The organism is Microbulbifer maximicatervae (SeqCode) (genome assembly GCF_052467385.1).
Genome location: NZ_CP174311.1, coordinates 1039296 through 1059822, shown reverse-complemented (window position 1 = coordinate 1059822; position 20527 = coordinate 1039296). Strand labels below are relative to the sequence as shown.

General features: G+C 51.7%; 22 protein-coding genes. 9 read left to right on the top strand and 13 right to left on the bottom strand.

Going from position 1 to position 20527, the window contains the following annotated elements:
• Nucleotides 1-112: 112 nt before the first annotated feature.
• The 7 genes from ACJJIR_RS04640 to zapE all read right to left on the bottom strand — a co-directional run bounded on the left by ACJJIR_RS04640 (nt 113) and on the right by zapE (nt 6443).
• Complete coding sequence (locus tag ACJJIR_RS04640) at nt 113-508, bottom strand: ClpXP protease specificity-enhancing factor (RefSeq protein WP_108735312.1); 396 nt, start codon at nt 506-508, stop codon at nt 113-115.
• Nucleotides 509-533: 25 nt separating this feature from the next.
• On the bottom strand, nt 534-1160 hold the full coding sequence (locus ACJJIR_RS04635) for a glutathione S-transferase N-terminal domain-containing protein (RefSeq protein ID WP_108734210.1): 627 nt from the start codon (nt 1158-1160) through the stop codon (nt 534-536).
• Between the two features lie 107 nt (nt 1161-1267).
• Nucleotides 1268-3469: a ubiquinol-cytochrome c reductase gene (locus ACJJIR_RS04630; RefSeq protein WP_444896358.1), complete on the bottom strand. Its 2202-nt coding sequence runs from the start codon at nt 3467-3469 to the stop codon at nt 1268-1270.
• On the bottom strand, nt 3466-4065 hold the full coding sequence (petA, locus tag ACJJIR_RS04625) for a ubiquinol-cytochrome c reductase iron-sulfur subunit (protein WP_413663029.1): 600 nt from the start codon (nt 4063-4065) through the stop codon (nt 3466-3468). Before petA ends, ACJJIR_RS04630 begins: the two co-directional genes overlap by 4 nt.
• Before the next feature lie 302 nt (nt 4066-4367).
• The gene (gene rpsI, locus ACJJIR_RS04620) at nt 4368-4760 is read right to left on the bottom strand and encodes a 30S ribosomal protein S9 (protein ID WP_413663030.1); all 393 of its coding nucleotides are present in this window, start codon (nt 4758-4760) and stop codon (nt 4368-4370) included.
• A 15-nt stretch (nt 4761-4775) separates the two neighbouring features.
• Nucleotides 4776-5204 (bottom strand): 50S ribosomal protein L13, encoded by a 429-nt coding sequence (rplM, locus tag ACJJIR_RS04615; RefSeq protein WP_108734214.1) that lies wholly within the window; start codon nt 5202-5204, stop codon nt 4776-4778.
• Between the two features lie 114 nt (nt 5205-5318).
• Nucleotides 5319-6443 carry a cell division protein ZapE gene (gene zapE, locus ACJJIR_RS04610; protein ID WP_444907496.1) on the bottom strand — a complete coding sequence of 375 codons (1125 nt, stop codon included), beginning with the start codon at nt 6441-6443 and terminating at the stop codon, nt 5319-5321.
• Nucleotides 6444-6793: 350 nt separating this feature from the next.
• On the opposite strand from zapE, the gene ACJJIR_RS04605 reads away from it, so the two are divergent.
• Nucleotides 6794-7234, top strand: coding sequence for a Z-ring associated ZapG family protein (locus ACJJIR_RS04605; RefSeq protein ID WP_157954137.1), 441 nt, complete (start codon nt 6794-6796; stop codon nt 7232-7234).
• A gap of 84 nt (nt 7235-7318) precedes the next feature.
• Here ACJJIR_RS04605 and sat read toward each other — a convergent pair whose 3' ends face one another.
• Nucleotides 7319-8509 carry a sulfate adenylyltransferase gene (gene sat, locus ACJJIR_RS04600; RefSeq protein ID WP_444907495.1) on the bottom strand — a complete coding sequence of 397 codons (1191 nt, stop codon included), beginning with the start codon at nt 8507-8509 and terminating at the stop codon, nt 7319-7321.
• Nucleotides 8510-8900: 391 nt separating this feature from the next.
• Here sat and ACJJIR_RS04595 point away from each other — a divergent pair, with 391 nt between their 5' ends.
• Both ACJJIR_RS04595 and ACJJIR_RS04590 read left to right on the top strand, forming a co-directional pair.
• Nucleotides 8901-10043, top strand: a complete 1143-nt coding sequence (locus tag ACJJIR_RS04595) for a S1C family serine protease (RefSeq protein WP_444907494.1) — start codon at nt 8901-8903, stop codon at nt 10041-10043.
• Between the two features lie 20 nt (nt 10044-10063).
• Entirely contained in the window at nt 10064-10492 is a 429-nt protein-coding gene (locus ACJJIR_RS04590) for a nuclear transport factor 2 family protein (protein WP_444907493.1), read from the top strand.
• 49 nt (nt 10493-10541) lie between these two features.
• On the opposite strand, the gene hisD is transcribed toward ACJJIR_RS04590, so the two are convergent.
• The 5 genes from hisD to ACJJIR_RS04565 all read right to left on the bottom strand — a co-directional run bounded on the left by hisD (nt 10542) and on the right by ACJJIR_RS04565 (nt 14837).
• The gene (gene hisD, locus ACJJIR_RS04585) at nt 10542-11852 is read right to left on the bottom strand and encodes a histidinol dehydrogenase (protein WP_444907492.1); all 1311 of its coding nucleotides are present in this window, start codon (nt 11850-11852) and stop codon (nt 10542-10544) included.
• A 14-nt stretch (nt 11853-11866) separates the two neighbouring features.
• Nucleotides 11867-12505 (bottom strand): ATP phosphoribosyltransferase, encoded by a 639-nt coding sequence (gene hisG / locus ACJJIR_RS04580; protein ID WP_444907491.1) that lies wholly within the window; start codon nt 12503-12505, stop codon nt 11867-11869.
• Nucleotides 12506-12555: 50 nt separating this feature from the next.
• Entirely contained in the window at nt 12556-13818 is a 1263-nt protein-coding gene (murA, locus tag ACJJIR_RS04575) for a UDP-N-acetylglucosamine 1-carboxyvinyltransferase (protein ID WP_444896352.1), read from the bottom strand.
• A gap of 44 nt (nt 13819-13862) precedes the next feature.
• A complete protein-coding gene (locus ACJJIR_RS04570) occupies nt 13863-14096 on the bottom strand; it encodes a BolA family protein (RefSeq protein WP_444896351.1) in 234 nt (77 codons plus the stop codon).
• A gap of 87 nt (nt 14097-14183) precedes the next feature.
• A complete protein-coding gene (locus ACJJIR_RS04565; protein WP_444907490.1) occupies nt 14184-14837 on the bottom strand; it encodes an MlaC/ttg2D family ABC transporter substrate-binding protein in 654 nt (217 codons plus the stop codon).
• A gap of 410 nt (nt 14838-15247) precedes the next feature.
• On the opposite strand from ACJJIR_RS04565, the gene ACJJIR_RS04560 reads away from it, so the two are divergent.
• The 6 genes from ACJJIR_RS04560 (at nt 15248) to ACJJIR_RS04535 (ending at nt 20439) form a co-directional block, all read left to right on the top strand.
• On the top strand, nt 15248-16219 hold the full coding sequence (locus ACJJIR_RS04560) for a KpsF/GutQ family sugar-phosphate isomerase (protein WP_444907489.1): 972 nt from the start codon (nt 15248-15250) through the stop codon (nt 16217-16219).
• A 91-nt stretch (nt 16220-16310) separates the two neighbouring features.
• Nucleotides 16311-16850 carry a KdsC family phosphatase gene (locus ACJJIR_RS04555; protein WP_444907488.1) on the top strand — a complete coding sequence of 180 codons (540 nt, stop codon included), beginning with the start codon at nt 16311-16313 and terminating at the stop codon, nt 16848-16850.
• Complete coding sequence (gene lptC, locus ACJJIR_RS04550) at nt 16847-17416, top strand: LPS export ABC transporter periplasmic protein LptC (protein WP_444907487.1); 570 nt, start codon at nt 16847-16849, stop codon at nt 17414-17416. The genes ACJJIR_RS04555 and lptC overlap by 4 nt, the downstream gene beginning before the upstream one ends.
• Entirely contained in the window at nt 17403-17960 is a 558-nt protein-coding gene (gene lptA, locus ACJJIR_RS04545; RefSeq protein WP_444907486.1) for a lipopolysaccharide transport periplasmic protein LptA, read from the top strand. The genes lptC and lptA overlap by 14 nt, the downstream gene beginning before the upstream one ends.
• A 92-nt stretch (nt 17961-18052) precedes the next feature.
• Complete coding sequence (lptB, locus tag ACJJIR_RS04540; protein WP_444907485.1) at nt 18053-18778, top strand: LPS export ABC transporter ATP-binding protein; 726 nt, start codon at nt 18053-18055, stop codon at nt 18776-18778.
• Nucleotides 18779-18972: 194 nt separating this feature from the next.
• The gene (locus tag ACJJIR_RS04535) at nt 18973-20439 is read left to right on the top strand and encodes an RNA polymerase factor sigma-54 (protein WP_444907484.1); all 1467 of its coding nucleotides are present in this window, start codon (nt 18973-18975) and stop codon (nt 20437-20439) included.
• Nucleotides 20440-20527 lie beyond the last annotated feature (88 nt).

Sequence of the window (20527 nt, the reverse complement as noted above, 5' to 3'; positions counted from 1 at the left end):
CGCCATTATACGGACTTGGGACAAGCGTATACCCGGAACTAGGTCACAAAATTGAAGCGAAGGGGGGAGCTGGCAGGGCCTTAGAAATCTGCCCTACCAGCGAAAAGGAGCACTATTTAACGACACGCAGAGCCGGTTTTTTCACCGATTTTTTACCCAAACTGGTGGGTGGCGTCGGTTCGGGCGGCTCTGGAGTTTCCTCGGCCTCAAATACCATCCCCTGCCCGTTTTCCCGCGCGTAGATTCCGACCACAGATCCCACTGGAACTTGGATATCTGTCGGAACCCCGCCAAAACGGGCGTTAAACCTGATGGCGTAATTATCCATAGTCAGACTGGCAACCGCTGATTCCGAGATGTTCAGCACTATCTGACCATCGTCGTTCACATGTTGTTGCGGCACCAAAACACCGGGGAGGTGCGTATCAACCAGAATATAAGGAGTGCACCGGTTATCGGTTATCCACTCGTAAAACGCCCGCAGAATGTAGGGACGATTGGATGTCATGGCCGGCTTGCTCACCAGTATTCCCTCAACGCATTTCCCGTTCGTATTCGGTCAGACTCTGCTGGAATGCCTCGCGGGCAAACAGGCGGTCCATATAATCCAGCAACGGCTTAACCTGTTTGGTTTTCGGAAGGCTGATTTCAAACTGCTCGAGGCGCCACAACAGCGGGGCCATGCAGCAATCTACCAGAGAAAACTCTTCATTAAAGAAGTACGGCAGGTCGGTAAACATCGGAGCGATACCAACCAGGTTGTCGCGCAGTTCTTTGCGAGCGGAGGCCGCGTCCTTACCACCGGCAAGGATCTTGTCCACCAGAGGACACCAATCGCGCTCGATACGATGCATAATCTGGCGGCTCTGCGCGCGGGCAACCGGGTAAACTGGCAGCAGCGGCGGATGCGGGAAACGCTCGTCCAGATACTCCATCATCACTTTGGTCTCGAACAGAACCAAGTCGCGATCTACCAGGGTTGGCAGGGAGTTGTAAGGATTGAGGTCAGCGAGTTCAGCTGGTTTATCATCGGCGTCCACATCGGTGATATCGACGGAAACCCCTTTCTCTGCAAGTACGATACGTACTCGGTGGCTATAGTGGCTGCGACCATCGGAGAAGAAGGTCATCGAGGAGCGCTTGTTGGTAGGCACACCCATGTTCAAACTACCTCAAACTTTAAGCCGGCTAGAGCCGACCATTTATTCAAAATATAAAAGGGCAGTGAGTAAACCCACCACCCATTAGAGACAAACTAGCGACGGCTTTAGTGGTGCACGTCTTTCCAGTATTCGCGGTTCAGCAACCAGGCGAAGATAAAGAACACAAAAATAAACGCCAGCACATAGAAGCCAACACGTTTGCGATCTTCAGCCATCGGCTCAGCAATGTACTCCATAAAGTTGACGAGGTCATACATTGCCCCATCAAACTCTTCAGGTGTCATAGAGCCTTTCACCTTACCCACCTCCAGACTACCACAGGCAGCATCCATAATCGGGTTGCCGAGCTCATCGCGGACAACTTTACCGTGGTCGCGCTTAGGGCCAGGGGCACACTCCTGCAAGCCTTGCAGCTCCATCAGAACGTGAGGCATGGCCACACTCGGGAAGACCTTATTATTTACCCCGGTAGCACGACTGTCGTCCTTATAGAAGCTGCGGAGGTAAGTGTAGAGCCATTCCGGTGAGCGAGAACGAGCAACCAGCGTCAGGTCCGGCGGCGCGGCGCCGAACCATACTTTGGAATCATCTGGACGCATGGAGATCGTCATCAGGTTGCCGATTTTGTCATCACCCAAAACCAGGTTCTCCATCATCAACTCAACCGGGATATCCAGGTCAGTGGCCACACGCTCCCAACGGGAGTAATTGGCACTGTGACACCCCATGCAGTAGTTGACGAAGTACTTGGCACCGCGCTGCAGGGACGGCTTGTCCCGCAGATCGATATTGATGTGATCCAGCTCCACTTCAGATTCTGCACCTACCGCTTTAATCGGGATAAAGGTCAGCAGGCCGACAACGATAATACCGATAAACAGGATGCCGAAAGTTTTACCACCAGACGGGCTGGTTACACGCTCGGGCTCTGGGTAAACCTCATCGCGATTGGTAATCCAGGGCAGCAAAGTAAAGAAGGCAGCGAGCAGCAGAGTTACAACCACCATGAAAGTATTCACGGAGTAATTAGCTACCGCCATCCACAGGAACAGCACGCCGAAGATGACACAAACAGCCCAGGAGCCAATGCCTTTCTTACTCTTCGGATTCGTCCAAACCGGCATGGTCAGGAAGAAGGCGAAGTAGAACAGGGTCGCTACCTGAGACAGGAAGTTACGATCCGGGGTCGGAGATTTAACACCCAGGTAGCCAAGGATAATAAATACTGCAGCAAACAGAAGCAGCAAGCCCTTCGGCAACCAACCCTTGTAGCGGATCGAGCGAACCGGGCTCTTGTCCAGCCAAGGCAGCACAAACAGCACAGCAATAGCGGCACCCATAGCTACCAAGCCAAGGAATTTCGCAGTAAGCGGACCGATATCCATGGTAACCGCACGCAGGATTGCGTAGAACGGCGTGAAGTACCAAACCGGAGCGATATGCGGTGGTGTCTTCAGCGGGTTCGCTTCTTCGAAGTTAGCGTACTCCAGGAAGAAGCCGCCCATTTCCGGGAAGAAGAACACAACAGTTGCGAAGATAAACAGGAATACCGCGATACCTACCAGGTCGTGAACAGAGTAGTAAGGGTGGAAAGCAATACCGTCTTTGGGGATGCCGTTCTCATCCTTGTTCTTCTTGATCTCGATGCCGTCTGGGTTGTTGGAACCCACTTCGTGCAACGCCAGGATATGCAGAACTACCAGCAATACCAATACCAGCGGCAGTGCAATAACGTGCAGGGAGAAGAAGCGGGTCAGGGTAATACCAGAGATCAGGTAGTCTCCGCGAATCCACTCAACCAGGCTATCGCCAATACCGGGAATTGCTCCAAACAGAGAAACAATTACCTGGGCACCCCAGTAGGACATCTGGCCCCAGGGCAGTACGTAACCCATAAAGGCTTCTGCCATCAGCACCAGGTAGATACACATACCGAAGATCCACACCAGCTCGCGAGGCGGCTTATAAGAGCCGTACATCAAACCGCGGAACATATGCAGGTACACCACCACGAAGAAGGCAGACGCACCTGTGGAGTGAAGATATCGTATCAACCAACCCCACTCCACATCGCGCATGATGTACTCAACCGAGGCAAATGCCTCCTCGGCAGAGGGGTTGTAGCTCATAACGAGCCAAATACCGGTCAACAGCTGGTTGACCAGGACCAATAGGGAGAAAACGCCGAAGAAATACCACAGGTTAAAGTTTTTGGGCGCGTAGTACTTGCCCATATGCTTATCCCAGGCCTGGTAAATGGGTAGTCTCTGATCTACCCAATCACCGAAATCTGCGAGCCATTTCATGCGGTGCCCTCCTGGTCTACGCCAATCACGATTACATCGTCGTTTTCATAGGAATAAGGCGGCACCTCCAGGTTGGTAGGCGCGGGAACACCGGTATAAACACGGCCAGCCATATCGTATTTGGAACCGTGACAGGGACAGAAGAAGCCACCCATCCACTCATCGCCACCCAGATCGGCAGCACCCACTTCCGGGCGGTACATAGGCGCGCAGCCAAGGTGCGTACACAGACCAACCAACACCAACAGCTTTGGCTTGATAGAGCGGTTTTCCGGATCTACATAAGCTGGCTGGATAGACTCCTCGGAGTTAGGGTCGCGCAGTAGAGGCTCCACTTTCTCCAGGTCTTGCAGTATTTCATCGGTACGGCGCACAACATAGACCGGCTTACCTCGCCACTCTACAGTGACCATTTGGCCCGGCTCAACTTTGCTAATGTTGTATTTAACCGGAGCGCCCGCAGCTTTCGCCTTGGCACTCGGCTTCCAGGAAGCGACGAAGGGAACGGCAACCCCCACCGCACCCGCGCCACCAACAACTGAGGTGGCAGCGGTTAGAAAACGGCGCCGTCCTACATTTACACCGTCATCACTCATGACGTAGTTCTCCCATCACAGCGACCCCGATAGCCCGGAGATTCGCTGGCCCAAACCCAAAAAGTCTTGAAAGAAGTCCCGCCCCGGCAGATTGCCCGCGCGAATAAACCCCACAAATCAAGCGGATACAAATCGGCGCAATGTTAAAGAAAATGCCAATTTGATACAAGGCAATGCTATGGGGAACGTCGGGAATCACGCGGCGAAACCGCGATAAATCCAGCAAAAGTCATAAGAGCGCTGGATAACCACAGATACGGGAATATAAAAAAGCCCGGCAAAAGCCGGGCCAAAAAGAAAGCTTAACGCTTGGAGAACTGCGGCTTCTTACGCGCTTTGCGCAGACCCACTTTCTTACGCTCAACCTCACGGGCGTCGCGGGTAACATAACCAGCGGCGCGCAGCGGTTGACGCAGCGCTTCGTCGTACTGCATCAGGGCACGGGTCAGGCCGTGACGGATAGCACCCGCCTGACCAAAGGAACCGCCACCTTTAACAGTAACAGTGATGTCGAATTTCTCGACCATTTCAACCTTTTCCAGCGGCTGACGCACGATCATGCGAGCCACTTCACGGCCGAAGTATTCGTCCAGGGTGCGACCGTTTACGGTGATCTTACCTTCACCTGCTGTGAGGAATACACGAGCAGTGGAGGTCTTGCGGCGGCCGGTACCGTAGTATTGAGTAGTTGCCATCAGATTAATTCCCGTTTAGATCGCCAGTTCAATCGGCTGTTGAGCCACATGAGGATGTTCACTGCCGCTGTATACTTTCAGCTTCTTGAACATGGCACGACCCAAAGGACCTTTCGGCAGCATGCCTTTAACGGCGCTTTGAACGGTGCGCTCGGGCGCTTTTTCGATCAGCTTTTCGAAGCTGATGGATTTAAGACCACCAGGGTAGCCGGAGTGGCTGTGGTAGATCTTGTCTTTGGCCTTGTTACCGGTCACGCGAACCTTTTCTGCGTTGATTACAATGATGTAATCGCCAGTGTCCACGTGGGGCGTGTATTCAGGCTTGTGCTTGCCGCGCAGGCGGGTTGCGATCTCGGCAGCAATACGGCCGAGGGTCTTGTCCGCAGCGTCAACAATGTACCAGTCGCGTTTTACCGCCTCTGGCTTGGCACTGTAAGTCTTCATGTTATAAACACCTGTAATATGACCCCCAGAATTAGGGGCCGTCCCACAAAAGAGCGCGGATAGTACAAAAGGAGTGTATGCTTTTCAAGCGGAATTTACCCCGACTCGACAGACTTATTCGGGGCGATGGGGTCGCTCCAGATATTCGCGGGACTGCATCTCCAAAAGCCGGCTCACCGTGCGCTCAAACTCAAACTTAAGATTCCGGCCGACGTACAGCTCCTCAGCTGGAACCTCCGCAGAAATCACCAACTTCACGCACCGGTCGTAAAATTCATCCACCAGATTAATGAAGCGACGCGCCTGGGCATCCATACGCTCATCAAACCTGACCACCGACCCCAGAAGCACCGTATGGAACTCCCTGGCCAGCTCGATATAGTCATTTTGCGATCGCGGCCCATCGCACAAATCCACAAAATCAAACCACGCAACATCATCCGCTACTTTCAAGGCTCGAATTGGGCGCCCCTCCACTTGCAGCTGAACTTCGCTACGAGCTTCGCAGCCGCTGACACTCAGCTGCGAAAAACTCTGCTCCAGACTGCTATCCGCCTCAGGTCCCAGCGGAGAATGATATAACTCCAATATCTCCAGGGTGCGCAGCCGGTAATCGGTACCGCTATCGACATTAACCACCTTGGTGTACTTCTCCAGCAGATCGATGGCCGGAAGGAACCGTACCCTCTGCAACCCATCTTTATATAAGCCCTTGGGCACAATATTCGAAGTCGCCACCAGGGCCACCCCCCGACGGAACAGCGCATCCAACAGACCGGCCAATATCATGGCATCGGCAATATCTGAGACGAAAAACTCATCAAAGCAGAGCACCCGAGCGCGGCGGGCAATCTTATCCGCCACCTTCTCCAGCGGATTCTTCTCCCCTGCGTACTCCTTTAGATCCTGGTGAACCCGACGCATAAAGCGATGGAAATGGGTGCGCTGTTTTTCCGCGAACGGCAGGGACTCAAAAAACGCATCCATTAGGTAGGTTTTTCCGCGGCCTACCCCACCCCAAAAGTAGAGACCCTTCTCGGGCTCATTAGCGCGACAGCGAATGCGGGACAAAAAACTGATGATCGCACCGCGCTCAGACCGGGCCACCAGGCGCCGATGAAGATCCTGCAGCTCCTCAACTGCCTGACGCTGGGATTGATCCTCAACAAAGTCTGGACGCTGAAGATCACTCTCATAACGCTCAAGAGGGGAAGAAAATAGTGGTTTGGCGGGCAACATAGAGGAAAATTTCTTCGACTACTGAATAACTGGCGCGCACTCTATCAAATTCAACCAATCTACGCATAGACCGCGGAGAGACATGGTTGGCACCCTTTACAACAGTGCAACTACCCGAAATAGCCAGCCCTCCCCGCAAACTGGAACCAGGCACTAACCATTCTGCCGCAATTGACCGACAACATTAATTGTCAGCGTAATAATCGCGTATACTGGCCTCTCTATTATGAGGGGCAATAGCCACGAACGCGGGCTACCCAAAGTGCAGAAACCGGCTGGGCCAAGATTGGCAGCCTCATCTCTCCGCGAGGCGATCTGTACAATAAAAAAGCAAGTTGAGGAGGTAGTAAGTGCACTCTACATCGGTATTAATTCTAGTCGGCGTCCTCGGTATGACCCTGGGTGCATTCCTCGCATTCCTGGCTGTGCGCGGGCGTACCAGTGTGGAGCGCTCAGAGGAACTGGAGCAGAGACTCCGCGAAGCCAACAACAAACTCGAAGATTTCCAGTTGCAGGTCAACGATCACTTTGATCAAACGTCACAACTTGTTCACAACCTCACCGAGAGCTATAAAGAGGTTCACGAATACCTATCTAATAGTGCGCTGCGCTTATCTAGCCAGGATATTGGCCGCCAGATGCTAAAAGCCGGCAGTGGAAAATTAAAAGACAACGATGAGAAATTGCAGGATATAGAGCCGCCTCGCGACTGGGCCCCTAAGGAACCTGGCGCCAAAGGCACACTTGCTGAGGACTACGGGCTCGAAAAAGAGGCCCATGAGAGCAGCTAATAATTAACAAGCTGTACGAGATGAAGCGCAGCTTTCCAAGAGATAGAAAAAGGCGGGTAATCACCCGCCTTTTTTATTCGGCATTTACAGGCTCTGATAGTAATCCATCAAAATCTGCGCCACTTCAGGGCGAGAAAACTCAGGAGGCGGCGCAATACCATCACCCAACATTTCACGCACTTTAGTACCTGAAAGCAGAATAAAGTCTTCTTTCGTGTGATCAGGAACATCACGCATCATCACCACCTTATTCAGTTTTTTGGAATAAGCGGTGTGGTCAGCACGGAAAATCTCAATCTCTAGAGCGCCTTCAGGCACCTTTTCATCGAAGATTGTCTGAGCATCGAAAGCGCCGTAGTAATCGCCAACGCCGGCGTGATCGCGACCGACAATCAGGTGACTACAGCCACAATTCTGGCGGAATACCGCATGCAATACCGCTTCGCGCGGGCCCGCATACAGCATATCAAAGCCGTAACCGGTAACCATCACAGTATTCGCCGGGAAGTACAGCTCTACCATCTTGCGAATGGAAGCATCGCGCACCGGAGCGGGGATATCACCGGGCTTCAGCTGGCCAAGCAGCATATGAATCAGCACACCATCGGCCTCCACCCCGTCGAGGGCCATCTTGCACAGCTCTTCGTGCGCGCGGTGCATCGGGTTGCGAGTCTGGAAGGCTACAACCTTATTCCAGCCACGCTCCTTGAACTCATTGCGAATCTCTACTGCAGTGCGGAAAGTATCCGGGAAGTCATTCTGGAAGTAGCTAAAGTTCAGCACTTCGATCGGGCCCGATATCAGGGTTCGCCCCGCAGATTTAAAGGTTGCGACACCGGGGTGTTTCTCATCCAGAGTGCCAAACACCAGCTCAGCCATGGTGTCCATTTGCTCTTCTGAAATGGTTTCGATCGCCTCAACATCCATCACGGCGAGAACCGGATTACCCTCGACATTTGGGTCACGCAGGGCTATACGGGAGGCACCCTCAATTTCACTGGCGTCTTTAACAACATTAACAACCGGCACCGGCCAGAACAGGCCATCTACTGTGCGCAAGGTTTCAGCAACACTCATGGCATCTGCCAGGTTCATATAGCCGTGTAACGGATTGAAGTATCCTGCCCCAAGCATTACCGCATTAGCGGCAGCTGCCGAACTGACCACGATTGACGGTAGGGACTCCGCTTCGTGCATCAACTGGTGATGCCTCTCACTGTCATATACAAAGCGTGGCTGAAGTTCAACGCTGCCATGGGGGCGAACTAGGGACATTTAGGTCTCCAAAAACAGTAGTTACCGGTTAGTCTTAAAATTTCGATTGGCCATTATACGCATCTATCGTAAGCGACCAATGCCATTGCCATACAGGAGTTAGATTATACCTCCCAAATTCCACTCCCTGAGCAACTCCAGGGTCTCAAAAACCAAGCAAGCAGACCCGGACACTGGGCAATCGCTATATAGTGGAGTGAGAAATACAAGCGCCCTCCAATTAGGCTCACAAACTGCCCCTCTGTCCAAGCCATTTTGTAGAGCCCCTATATGCTAATTGTTGTGCCGTGAACAACCACCCAGCCAAAAGAAACTATTTCCTCTAACAAAGTCCATGTGCAGCGATTCCGCCCGGAGACGTGTGTATAATCAGCGCAAAGAGGAGTCACGAGTGTCCCAAAACCGATTTTTACAAGATTGGATCCTACCAACCCTGGTAGGCCTTGCCATGGCTGCCCTGCTCTTGGTTATATTCCCACAACTGCGTGGTATCGCCCCTGAGGCCAATGGAAATAATACCCAAGGTCCGGTTTCCTATGCCCATGCCGTCAATGTGGCAGGCCCTGCTGTAGTCAATATCTACACCCGAATGGCCATGCCACAACGCCAGCACCCTCTGTTCAATGACCCCCTTTTTAGGCGCTTGTTCGACAACATGGATGTCCCGCAAAGACAGAGGATGCAATCCAATCTTGGCTCAGGTGTCATTGCCAGTGACAACGGTTACATCCTGACCAATCATCATGTAGTCGACCAGGCAGATGCCATTGTTATTCTTTTAGCTGATGGACGGGAAGCACAGGCAAGACTCGTCGGAAGCGATACAGATTTTGACTTGGCCGTCCTCAAAATTGACCTTGACGGCCTGACCTCCATTTCTGTTGGTGAGCCCGACAGAGCACAGGTGGGCGACATCGTCCTCGCAATCGGCAACCCTTTTGGAGTCGGGCAAACTGTGACTCAAGGCATTATCAGTGCGAAAGGCCGCCACCTTGAAAACTCAGGTACCGGCAGCTACTTACAGAACTTTTTGCAGACAGATGCTGCGGTCAACCCTGGAAACTCTGGCGGCGCACTGGTTGACTCTCAAGGGCGTCTGCTCGGCATCAACACCTCAATTCTCAATCAATCCGGCTATTCAGGCGGAATCAGCTTTGCTATTCCTGCCAATATTGCCTTCAAAGTCATGCAAGATATTATCGCTTACGGACGGGTTGTACCCGGCTGGCTGGGCATTGAAGCTACTGGCATTAGCCCTCAAATGGCCAAGGAGTTCAATTTAAACTCTACTGGTGGCGTATTAGTAACAGCTATTTACAATGAGGGCCCCGCGCACATTGCAGGTCTTCAGCCCGGAGATGTCATCACACATATTGACGGTCTCCCTATCGGCGATGGCAAACAGGGAGAGGCCACCATGGCAACTCTGCGCCCCGGCGATACCATCTCAATAACCTTTATTAGAGAAGGTGCTTCCCATACAGTTAATGCCACAGTTTCAGAAGAGCCACAGACAAAAACAGCAATAGAATAACCCCTCAAGGAGGAGCCTCCATGCGCTCAATGGTTTTAGCTCTGCTTTTTACAATAACTGTAACCCCCGCAGTAGCGGAAGATAAGGAAGACTTACAAAAACTGCTGATTGATTTTATCAGCAAAGCTGCCTCTGATCCCCAGGCCCACCAACGCTTTTGGGCCGAGGACCTGGTATACACCAGCTCAAACGGAAAGCGCTTTGGCAAAAGCGAAATTATGCAAGGAATGCAAACACCTCCCACTGAACCAGTGACAACGAGCTATGCCGCCGAGGAAATTGACATTCGATTGTTAGGAGATACCGCTATTGCTGCATTTAAACTATCGACTAATGACAGCAGTAAAAGGGAACAAAGCTATTACTTCAACACCGGCATGTTTGTTAAACGAGACGGTGAGTGGCGCGCCCTAGCCTGGCAGGCTACCCGCATACCCCCTACAGAATAAGTGCACTATGTACACACCCCGCATAGAGGAATCTGTCGGGGTGTATTACTCAGAAATCCTTGACCCGAAAACCCGCAGAGCGGGCATGAGCTTCTAACCCCTCCCCGAGCGCAAGAGTATGCGCTACGCGCCCCAAGGTATCAGCGCCTTTTTCAGAACAGTAGATCACCGAACTGCGCTTCTGGAAGTCGTAAACCCCCAGCGGTGAGGAAAAACGGGCAGTGCCACTGGTAGGAAGGACATGATTGGGGCCAGCACAGTAGTCCCCCAATGCCTCTGCCGTATAGCGCCCGAGGAAAATGGCTCCGGCATTCCGGATCTCAGGAAGGTAAGCCTCAGGATTACCTACTGAAACTTCCAGGTGCTCCGGTGCAACCTGATTAGAGATTTCTATCGCCTGCTGTATAGACTCCACTTGGATCAACGCCCCACGATCAGCAAGGGAGCGGGAAGCGATTTCAGCTCGGGGCAACTCGGCCAAAAGCCTTTGCAGCGAACTCTCAACCCGATCCAAGTATTTGGAGTCAGGACACAATAGAATTGACTGCGCCTGCTCATCGTGTTCAGCCTGTGACAATAGATCCATGGCAATCCAGTCAGGATCTGTTTGCCCATCGCAAATAACCAGAATTTCAGAAGGGCCCGCAATCATGTCGATAGCAACATGACCAAAAACAGCACGCTTGGCACTGGCCACAAAGATATTCCCCGGACCAACAATTTTATCCACCGCAGGAATAGACTCAGTACCATAGGCTAGTGCCGCTACTGCCTGGGCACCACCAATCGTAAACACCCGGTCCACCCCTGCTATTGCCGCTGCCGCCAACACCAGGTCGTTCAGCGCCCCTTTCGGAGCCGGCACCACCATATTTACGGCGTCAACCCCAGCAACTTTTGCAGGAATTGCATTCATAAGCACGGAAGAAGGGTAACTCGCCTTACCTCCAGGAACATAAATGCCGACACTTTGCATTGGGGTAATCTGCTGCCCCAGCACAGTCCCATCGGCCTCCGTATAGCGCCAGGACTCCTGTCTTTGATGCTCGTGGTAACGCCTAACTCTATTAGCAGCTGCCTCCAGGGCCTCGCGCTCCTCGGTACTTATACGATCTAGAGCCGCGGTAAGCTCAGCAGCCGGCAGAGCAAAGTCTTTCGCGCTTTCCAGGTGCCGATGATCAAAGCGGTTGGTGAACTCGATAACAGCCTTATCACCATGAGCGCGAACACGCTGCAATATTTCTGCAACGATACTTCCAACCTCTTGATTTGCCACTGCCTGCCAAGCCAATAGCTGCTTCAATTGGCCATCGAAATCTCTATCGACCGTATTTAGCCGGCGAATTACTTTGCTCGTCATAATGCTTCGGGTATCTATTTGGTTTGTGCAACAGCCGATGCCAACTTCTCAATCAAACTATTGATTGGTGCATATTTCATCTTCATGGCTGCCTTGTTGACGATCAATCGACTACTGATTTGCGCAATAGTCTCTCGGGCTTCAAGGCCATTGGCCTTTAGCGTATTGCCACTATCTACAATATCGACAATCTCGTCGGCCAAATTCATTAGCGGAGCAAGCTCCATAGCCCCATACAACTTAATAATGTCAACCTGACGGCCAATCGAGGCATAGTGCTTTTTGGCACTCTGTACAAACTTGGTAGCGACCTTAATTCGGCCACTGGGCAGTTGCCCCCCCTTAACACCAGCGGTCATCAGGCGGCAGCGGGCAATGCCCAAATCGAGAGGCTCGTATATACCATCAGAACTATGCTCGAGTAGAGTGTCTTTCCCCGCCACACCAATATCTGCGGCTCCATGCTGCACATAAGTGGGCACATCCACTCCCCTCAGGAGGAGGAGATGCACCCCTTCGCGATTCGTCGGAAATATCAACTTTCGACTTTTAGTTAGTTCTTCAGCAGGCTCCAACCCTGCCGCCTTAAGAAGCGGTAGGGTCTCCTGAAGAATCCGCCCTTTTGTCAGTGCGATTGTAATTTGTGCAGTCATTTCGATTTACGCCAGTCCGTCATTGGCTCTTGGGATTAACTTCGTAGCAATCAACCGGGAACACGCCGAATATTCGCGCCCAGCTGTCGGAGCTTCTCTTCAATACACTCGTAGCCGCGGTCAATATGGTAAATACGATCCACCATAGTAGTGCCCTCTGCCACCATACCAGCAATAACCAAGCTAGCTGACGCGCGCAGGTCTGAAGCCATTACTGGAGCGCCCTTAAGCTTCTCCACCCCGGTAACAATTGCCGTATTGCCTTCCAGGGTGATATCCGCTCCCATTCGATTCAGCTCATGAACCTGGATTAAGCGGTTTTCAAAGATTGTCTCAACTACAGTCCCCTTTCCTTCGGCTACAGCGTTCATTGCTGTGAACTGGGACTGCATATCTGTAGGGAAAGCCGGGTAAGGCGCTGTACGAAAGCTCACCGCTTTAGGGCGATTGCCTTTCATATCCAGCTCAATCCAATCATCACCACAACTGATATGAGCCCCAGCCTCTTCGAACTTAACCATAACCGCATCGAGGATATCGGCACGAGTATTGAGCAGGCGCACTTTGCCCCTCGCCGCTGCAGCTGCCGCAAGGAAGGTTCCAGTTTCAATACGGTCCGGCATAACAGTGAACTTGCAGGGGGTAAGCTTAGGTACACCGTGAACACGCAGGGTGTCAGTGCCAACCCCTTCAATCTGAGCCCCCATAGCAATAAGGAACTCTGCCAAATCGACGATTTCAGGCTCGCGAGCGGCGTTGTGCAGAGTCGTAGTTCCCTCTGCCAGTGCCGCTGCCATCAACAGGTTTTCAGTGCCGCCAACTGTCACTTTCTCCATGACAATATTGGCTCCCTTAAGACGACCATTGGAGCGCGCCCGAATGAAACCACCATCGATGGTTATCTCAGCACCCATCGCCTCAAGGCCCTTCAGGTGAATATCGACTGGGCGGCTACCAATTGCACAACCACCGGGAAAGGAGACATTCGCAACTCCATGCCTAGCCAGCAGGGGCCCAAGAACCAAGATTGAGGCCCGCATCGTCTTAACCAGCTCATAGGGAGCGGTCAGGTCATTGACTGAGCGAGGGTCAATTTCAACACCCAGCTTTTCATCAATAGTGACATCACACCCCATGCACCGGAGCAGGGTAATCATGGTGGTAATGTCGTTGAGATGCGGCAAATTATCGATTTGCACGGGCCCGTCAGCCAACAAAGCAGCAGCCAAAATCGGCAAGGCTGAATTCTTAGCACCAGAAATCCGCAGAGTCCCGGAAATTGGGCTGCCGCCCTCTATTATCAACTTATCCATTCAATTTCTTTCTAGATAGCCAACACCTCAGTGGCAATGGCAAGTTAACGACTGGCTTCTTCTGGAGTCAGAGTCTGCATTTGCACGGCATGCAAGGTGCCGTCGGCGATTTTTTCACCAAGAGCGGCATAGACAAGCTGTTGCTTTTTTAAACGACTCAGACCTTCAAAGGAACTGCTCACTACAGTGACCATCAGGTGACTACCTTCAAAAGCCACTTCAACAGTACTGTCGGGAATTTGCCCTTCAATTAGGGCCTTGATTTCGTCTGGTTGCATAGGAGGGACTTGCGATTGGTTAAAAACAGCACGCAAGTGTACTTGAATCAAGCGGAGTGCGCAGCTACGCACTCCAAAGTTCGCGGATCAACTCACTTTATTTGCGGCATCGTCTGCCGCTGACCAATTAGAAATCACCTTGTCGATGTCCCCATAAGTCTGCATTGACTGCGAGAACTGACTGCGGAAAGTCTTACCCAGGTTGACCCCATTCAGAATCACATTGATCAACTTCCACTGACCTGCCCGATTGCGCACCAAGGTATACGAAACTTTTGTTATACCCTCTTTACTGCGAACTTCCTGCAGTACATTTACACGATTACCTTGAGGTGTGGTGCCGGGATTGACCACTTTTACATCCAGGTCGCCAAAATTTGCCACGCCACGAGCAAATGTCGCTACAAGATCGCGACGAAAAGCATCCGTAAAGCGAGAGCGTTGATCGGCAGTCGCCTGCTTGGCATAGCGCCCCATTACACCACGAGCGATAAAGTCAAAATCAACAACCGGGGTTAGCACCCCTTCAACAGCACTGTAGTATCTTTGTGGGTCTGAATTTGCATACTGAGCATTGGTACGAATTACCCCCAAAAGCTCATCGGAAACCCCTTTAATCATTACATATGGATTTTGGGCCGCATTGGCTACAGGCACCACTGCAGAAGCAAAAACAACACAAAGCGCAAATCTAATCCACCGCGACAAACCGTTTCGGCCAATCCAAAATGATGCGTTCACAAATTATCTCCAGTTAGCAAATCATTCCTTGGACGCATATGACAGAATTTAGTGCCATAGCAATACCACATATCAACCTTCCCGCAGCCCAACTGAGAGTGTGTCGATCATCCATTGAGTGACATAGCTGACAGCGGAGACGGCAAACTATACCATGGCCGCACCCGGTAATGTGGCGGTGTACGAGCGTGTCATTTGACACATCTAAAATGCGCACTGGCTTTTTTCGCCGCCAGTAGCCCGCTAATATAGATTAGCACGACAGCAAAAAGTCGAGTCGCCTTTAAATACTGGACTCATATGACAAAAATTATCCACGCTGTCGCATAAGTAAATATCGAAACTGTCGCATAATTAGACAGTTTTACGGCAACTTTTAAAAAGCACTAGTAAGCGATTCGAGGCAGTTGATGACACAGGATCTAATTTTGGAAGCTGGGCGCCGCACCGTCCGCATGGAAGCCGATGCCGTAGCAGCACTGGAAAACAGAATAAACGAAGAATTCCAGCAAGCTTGTAAATTGATTATGCAATGTCGTGGCCGTACAATTGTTACCGGCATGGGCAAGTCAGGGCATATTGGCCGCAAGATAGCCGCCACCCTTGCCAGCACTGGCACACCAAGCTTTTTTGTTCACCCCGGCGAGGCGAGTCACGGCGATCTCGGTATGATCACACGAGATGACGTTGTTATAGCCATATCAAACTCTGGCTCCTCCGCTGAAGTCCTCACATTACTGCCGCTATTAAAACGCTTAGGTATTCCACTTATTAGCATGGCTGGCAAAACCGACTCTCCCCTCGCTCAGGCCGCAGAAGTTAATTTAGATATTTCTGTAGAAACAGAAGCTTGCCCCCTCAACCTTGCACCTACCTCTTCAACAACTGTCACTCTCGTGATGGGAGACGCCCTTGCGGTCGCTTTACTCGAGGCTCGCGGCTTTACCGCCGAAGACTTTGCCTTCTCTCACCCCGGTGGCGCACTCGGGCGCAGGCTTTTATTGAAAACAGAAGATGTAATGCATGTCGGTAACGAACTTCCGCAAGTAACGCCGGAGACATTACTTTCAAAAGCCCTACTTGAAATGACCAGCAAAGGCTTTGGTATAACCACCGTAGTGAACGATGAGGGAGAGCTGCTAGGAGTGTTCACCGATGGAGATTTGCGCAGGGTAATCGATCAAAAGATTGAGCTAGACAAAGCAATTATGGAAGAAGTTATGAGCCGCCGCCCCAAAACGGTCTCTACCGACACACTGGCAGCCGAGGCTCTACGAATTATGGAGGACTACAAGATTACCGCTCTAGTAGTAGAAGATGAAACGCATCACCCCCTTGGCGTACTTCACATGCACGACATTCTACGTGCCGGTGTTATCTGAAAAGTAAAATGAAGCGCACGGAATAAATCGTGCAACTTCAAATGAAAGACTTGTATTGGCACACGACAGTAAGTTTATAGGAATAACCCTAGTGATCCATGAACAACTACTAAACGACTCCCTTAGAAATGTACGCTGGCTTGTATTAGACGTAGATGGCGTCCTGACAGACGGCAAGCTTTATTTTGACAATAGCGGCAACGAACTCAAAACCTTTCACACCCTGGATGGGCATGGCATTAAAATGCTGCAAAACTCTGGTGTACGTGTAGCAATCATTACCGGCCGGCGCAGTAATGTTGTAGAGCGCCGAGCGCACGACCTGGGTATCAATAAATTGATTCAGGGCCGGGAGGACAAGTTTGCCGCACTACAGGAGTTACTTTCTGAAGAGTCATGCCGCCTGGAAGATATCGCCTATGTCGGGGATGATTATCCCGATCTACTGGTAATGACCAAGGTCGGATGCCCCATCGCACCACCTAATGCAGCCCCCCCCGTACGGGAGCGAGCCCTGTGGATCACAGAGGCCCGTGGCGGCGAGGGCGCTGTACGCGAAGTCTGCGACCGCATTATGATTGCACAAGGGACCTTTGACGCGGCGCTCGCCCCCTATATCGGAGAAAAATGATGCGCTCGTGGTTGCCTCTCATACTGGTCATTCTGCTTATAAGTGCCGGGCTCTGGTTTTCCGAGAGTCCGCCAGAACAGTTCTTAGGCAAAAGGCCCACTCCTCAGCAACAAAATCGGGCTGCGGACCTTGTTATCAAAGGGGCTGAAACTCGCCATTTTGACCAGGCAGGCAACCTAGCTTATCGAGTGGATGCAGAGCAAATCACCTATTTTCAATTTAAACGTCGGGATCGAGCCAACCTTAAAGAGCCGCGCATGCTGTTCTATACGGACGACCAGCCCAAGTGGGCAACTCGGTCCAAAAGGGGTGTGGCCTTCAATCGAGGAGAACGTATCGTACTTAGTGGCGACGTTCAAATTGATGAACTCCCTGGCCCGAATGGCATCCAATTGGAGACACAGCGAATCACAATCTTCCCTGACAGGGAATTCGCCGAGACCGACAAAGTTGTTACTATTAGCTCCGGCCCCAACCGCACTGAAGGAACGGGGATGCGCGCTTACCTGAAAGAAAACCGGATGGAAATTCTATCCGACGTGAAGAGCAGCTATGACACCCAATAACCGCTATCCCTCTATGCTTAAGACCTTCACTGCGATTACGCTGGCAGCTATTACCACCGTAGCACAGGCTTTACCTGATGATAGAACCCAGAGAATCTCTGTGGGCTCGGAATCTATGTCAGCCGACCGCGCCAATAACTTAGTGGTATATAGCGACAATGTGGTCATCACACAGGGCTCACTCCAAATCAGGGCAGATCGCGTGGAAGTGTACTTTACGGCCAGCGATGAAATCAGCCGGGTCATTGCTGTGGGCCGCCCCGCGCACTTCCAGCAAAAGATACTGGAGAGCGAGGAACCAGTTAAAGCCCGCGCTGAGCGCATAGAGTATGTCATCAGCTCTGAAGAACTGCAGCTCACAGGGCAAGCTTATATCGATCGCGATGGCAACACCCTAACTGCGGAGAAAATCGACTACGATCTCGCAACTGAGCAAATGAGCGCTCGCAGCCAGCCTGGCCAAGGCAGAGTTGAGATGATCTGGAAACCTGAGAGCACCGAAGCCAGCGAGCCTGCTGAAGCTAATACCGACACAGACCAGTAGTTCATCCAAATTTCAATGCCTGTAAAACAGCGCTATTTACAATGATGTAATCCGCTGCCCCTCTCGGCCGCGGTTAGATTTCAGGACTCATTATGCCAACGCTACAAGCGTTACACCTCGCCAAACAATATAAGAAAAGAAAAGTTGTCCAAGATGTCTCTGTCAGCGTCTCAAGTGGACAGGTCGTTGGCTTACTTGGCCCCAACGGAGCTGGGAAAACCACCTGCTTCTATATGATCGCTGGGCTGGTGCAGGCCGATGCCGGGCAAGTCCTGATCGACAACGAAGATATTACCCGCCTATCAATGCACGGGCGCGCCCGCAAAGGAATCGGTTACCTGCCCCAGGAAGCCTCTGTTTTTCGCCGCCTGTCAGTGCGTGACAATATTCTCGCAATCCTCGAAACCCGAAAAGGACTCAATCGTGCAGAGCGCGAAGAGCAAGCCCAGGAGTTGCTCGAAGAGTTCAATATCACACACATTGAAAACAGCCTAGGAATGGCCCTATCTGGCGGAGAGCGGCGCAGGGTAGAGATTGCACGAGCCTTGGCTACAGACCCAAGCTTTGTCTTGCTCGATGAACCCTTTGCTGGCGTAGACCCTATTTCAGTTAACGATATCAAACACATTATTCGCCACTTACGGGACAGGGATATCGGCGTTTTGATCACAGATCACAACGTGAGAGAAACCCTGGATATCTGTGAAACTGCTTATATCGTTAGCGAGGGACATATTATTGCCTCAGGCACGCCCGATGATGTCCTCGCTAATCAGCAAGTGCGCGAAGTCTATTTGGGACACGAGTTCACCATATAATGGTAAATGATGACAAGCGTAACTCAATAGGTAAAATTTCGAAAAACATATCATATTTCACATAGAAATCGACCTCCTGGCAGGCAATAGTCGGCACGCTTATTGCTTGTAATAGTTTGAGGGCCAAGGTAGTCTGCGCCATCTCGGGTTAATTTTGACGAACCCTTTGTCGCACTGGCCTGCAACTTTAAATTATGAAGCAGTCTCTCCAGCTCAAGCTCGGCGCACAGCTAACCATGACCCCCCAGTTGCAGCAGGCAATACGCCTCCTGCAGCTCTCCACACTAGACTTACAGCAAGAAGTCCAGGCAGCCCTCGACAGCAACCCAATGCTGGAAGCTGAGGGTGAAGATCTGGCTCAACAAGCAACAGCCAATACCGAGAGCAATGCACAACAAGAGCCACCAGCCGCTATAGGAGAGGATTTAAACCACGCAGCCGCTGAGGAAAAAGAGCTTGGTGATTCCGACTGGAACCAGGATATTCCAACAGAGCTGCCGGTTGATTCTCACTGGGACGACATTTACAGCAGCTACAGTGGCCCCGCCGAGGGCGACGACCCCAATTTTGAGCGCAACTCTTCCACCGACACGCTTCAAGACCACTTGCGCTGGCAATTAAACCTGACAGCACTTTCCAGTCACGATAAATGGATCGGCGAGCACCTTATTGACGCCATCGACCCAAACGGTCTTCTCAATACCACCGTTGATGACGTAGCCACCTCCCTTCAGCTCGAAGAAGATGAAGTAGTTGCAGTCCTTAAAGCTGTACAACAATTCGAACCAGCTGGCTGTGGAGCCAGAAACCTCCAAGAATGCCTTCTACTCCAGCTCAAGCAGCTACCAGCGGAAACTCCGTGGCTAAACGAAGCGCAGACCATCATTGAGCGCCACTTGGAATTACTTGGAAAAAGGGATTTCAGACAACTCACCCGACGCACACGCCTCAGCGAAGCCCAGCTCGGCGAAGTGATCCGCCTTATCCAGACACTAACCCCCAACCCAGGTGAGGAGTTCAGCGGGGAACAGCCCGCTTATGTCATTCCCGACATTATTGTGTCCCGTAAGGATCACCGCTGGCTGGTCGAACTCAATCCAGAAATCACTCCAAAGATCCGGATTAATGGCCACTACGCCTCCTTGGTAAAACGGGCGGACAACTCCCGGGAAAACAATTTCATGCGGGATCACTTGCAGGAGGCCCGCTGGTTCTTGAAGAGCCTACAGAGCCGCCACGACACCCTGCTAAAGGTCGCCACGTCCATTGTGGATAAGCAGCAAGGCTTTTTTGAGGAAGGCCCAGAGGCAATGCGACCAATGGTTCTGGCAGATATTGCTGAAACCATTGGCATGCATGAATCCACCATATCCCGAGTGACCACCCAAAAATATATGCTGACTCCACAGGGAGTTTTCGAACTCAAATATTTCTTCTCAAGCCACGTCAGCACAGATTCCGGTGAGGATGCGTCATCCACCGCCATTCGAGCCCTGATTCGCAAGCTGATTGACACAGAAGTACCTCGAAAGCCGCTATCAGATAACAAGATCACCCAGGAGCTGGACAAGCAAGGCATCAAGGTTGCGCGCCGAACGGTAGCGAAATACCGCGAATCTATGGGTATCCCCTCCTCAAGTGAGAGAAAGAGGCTCATTTAAGTCACACCCTAAATACAGCCAATTAATCTGACCCCTAACCCACCTCTAGTCATACGCTACTGGCGCCTTCCGCCCCCAACCTGCAACC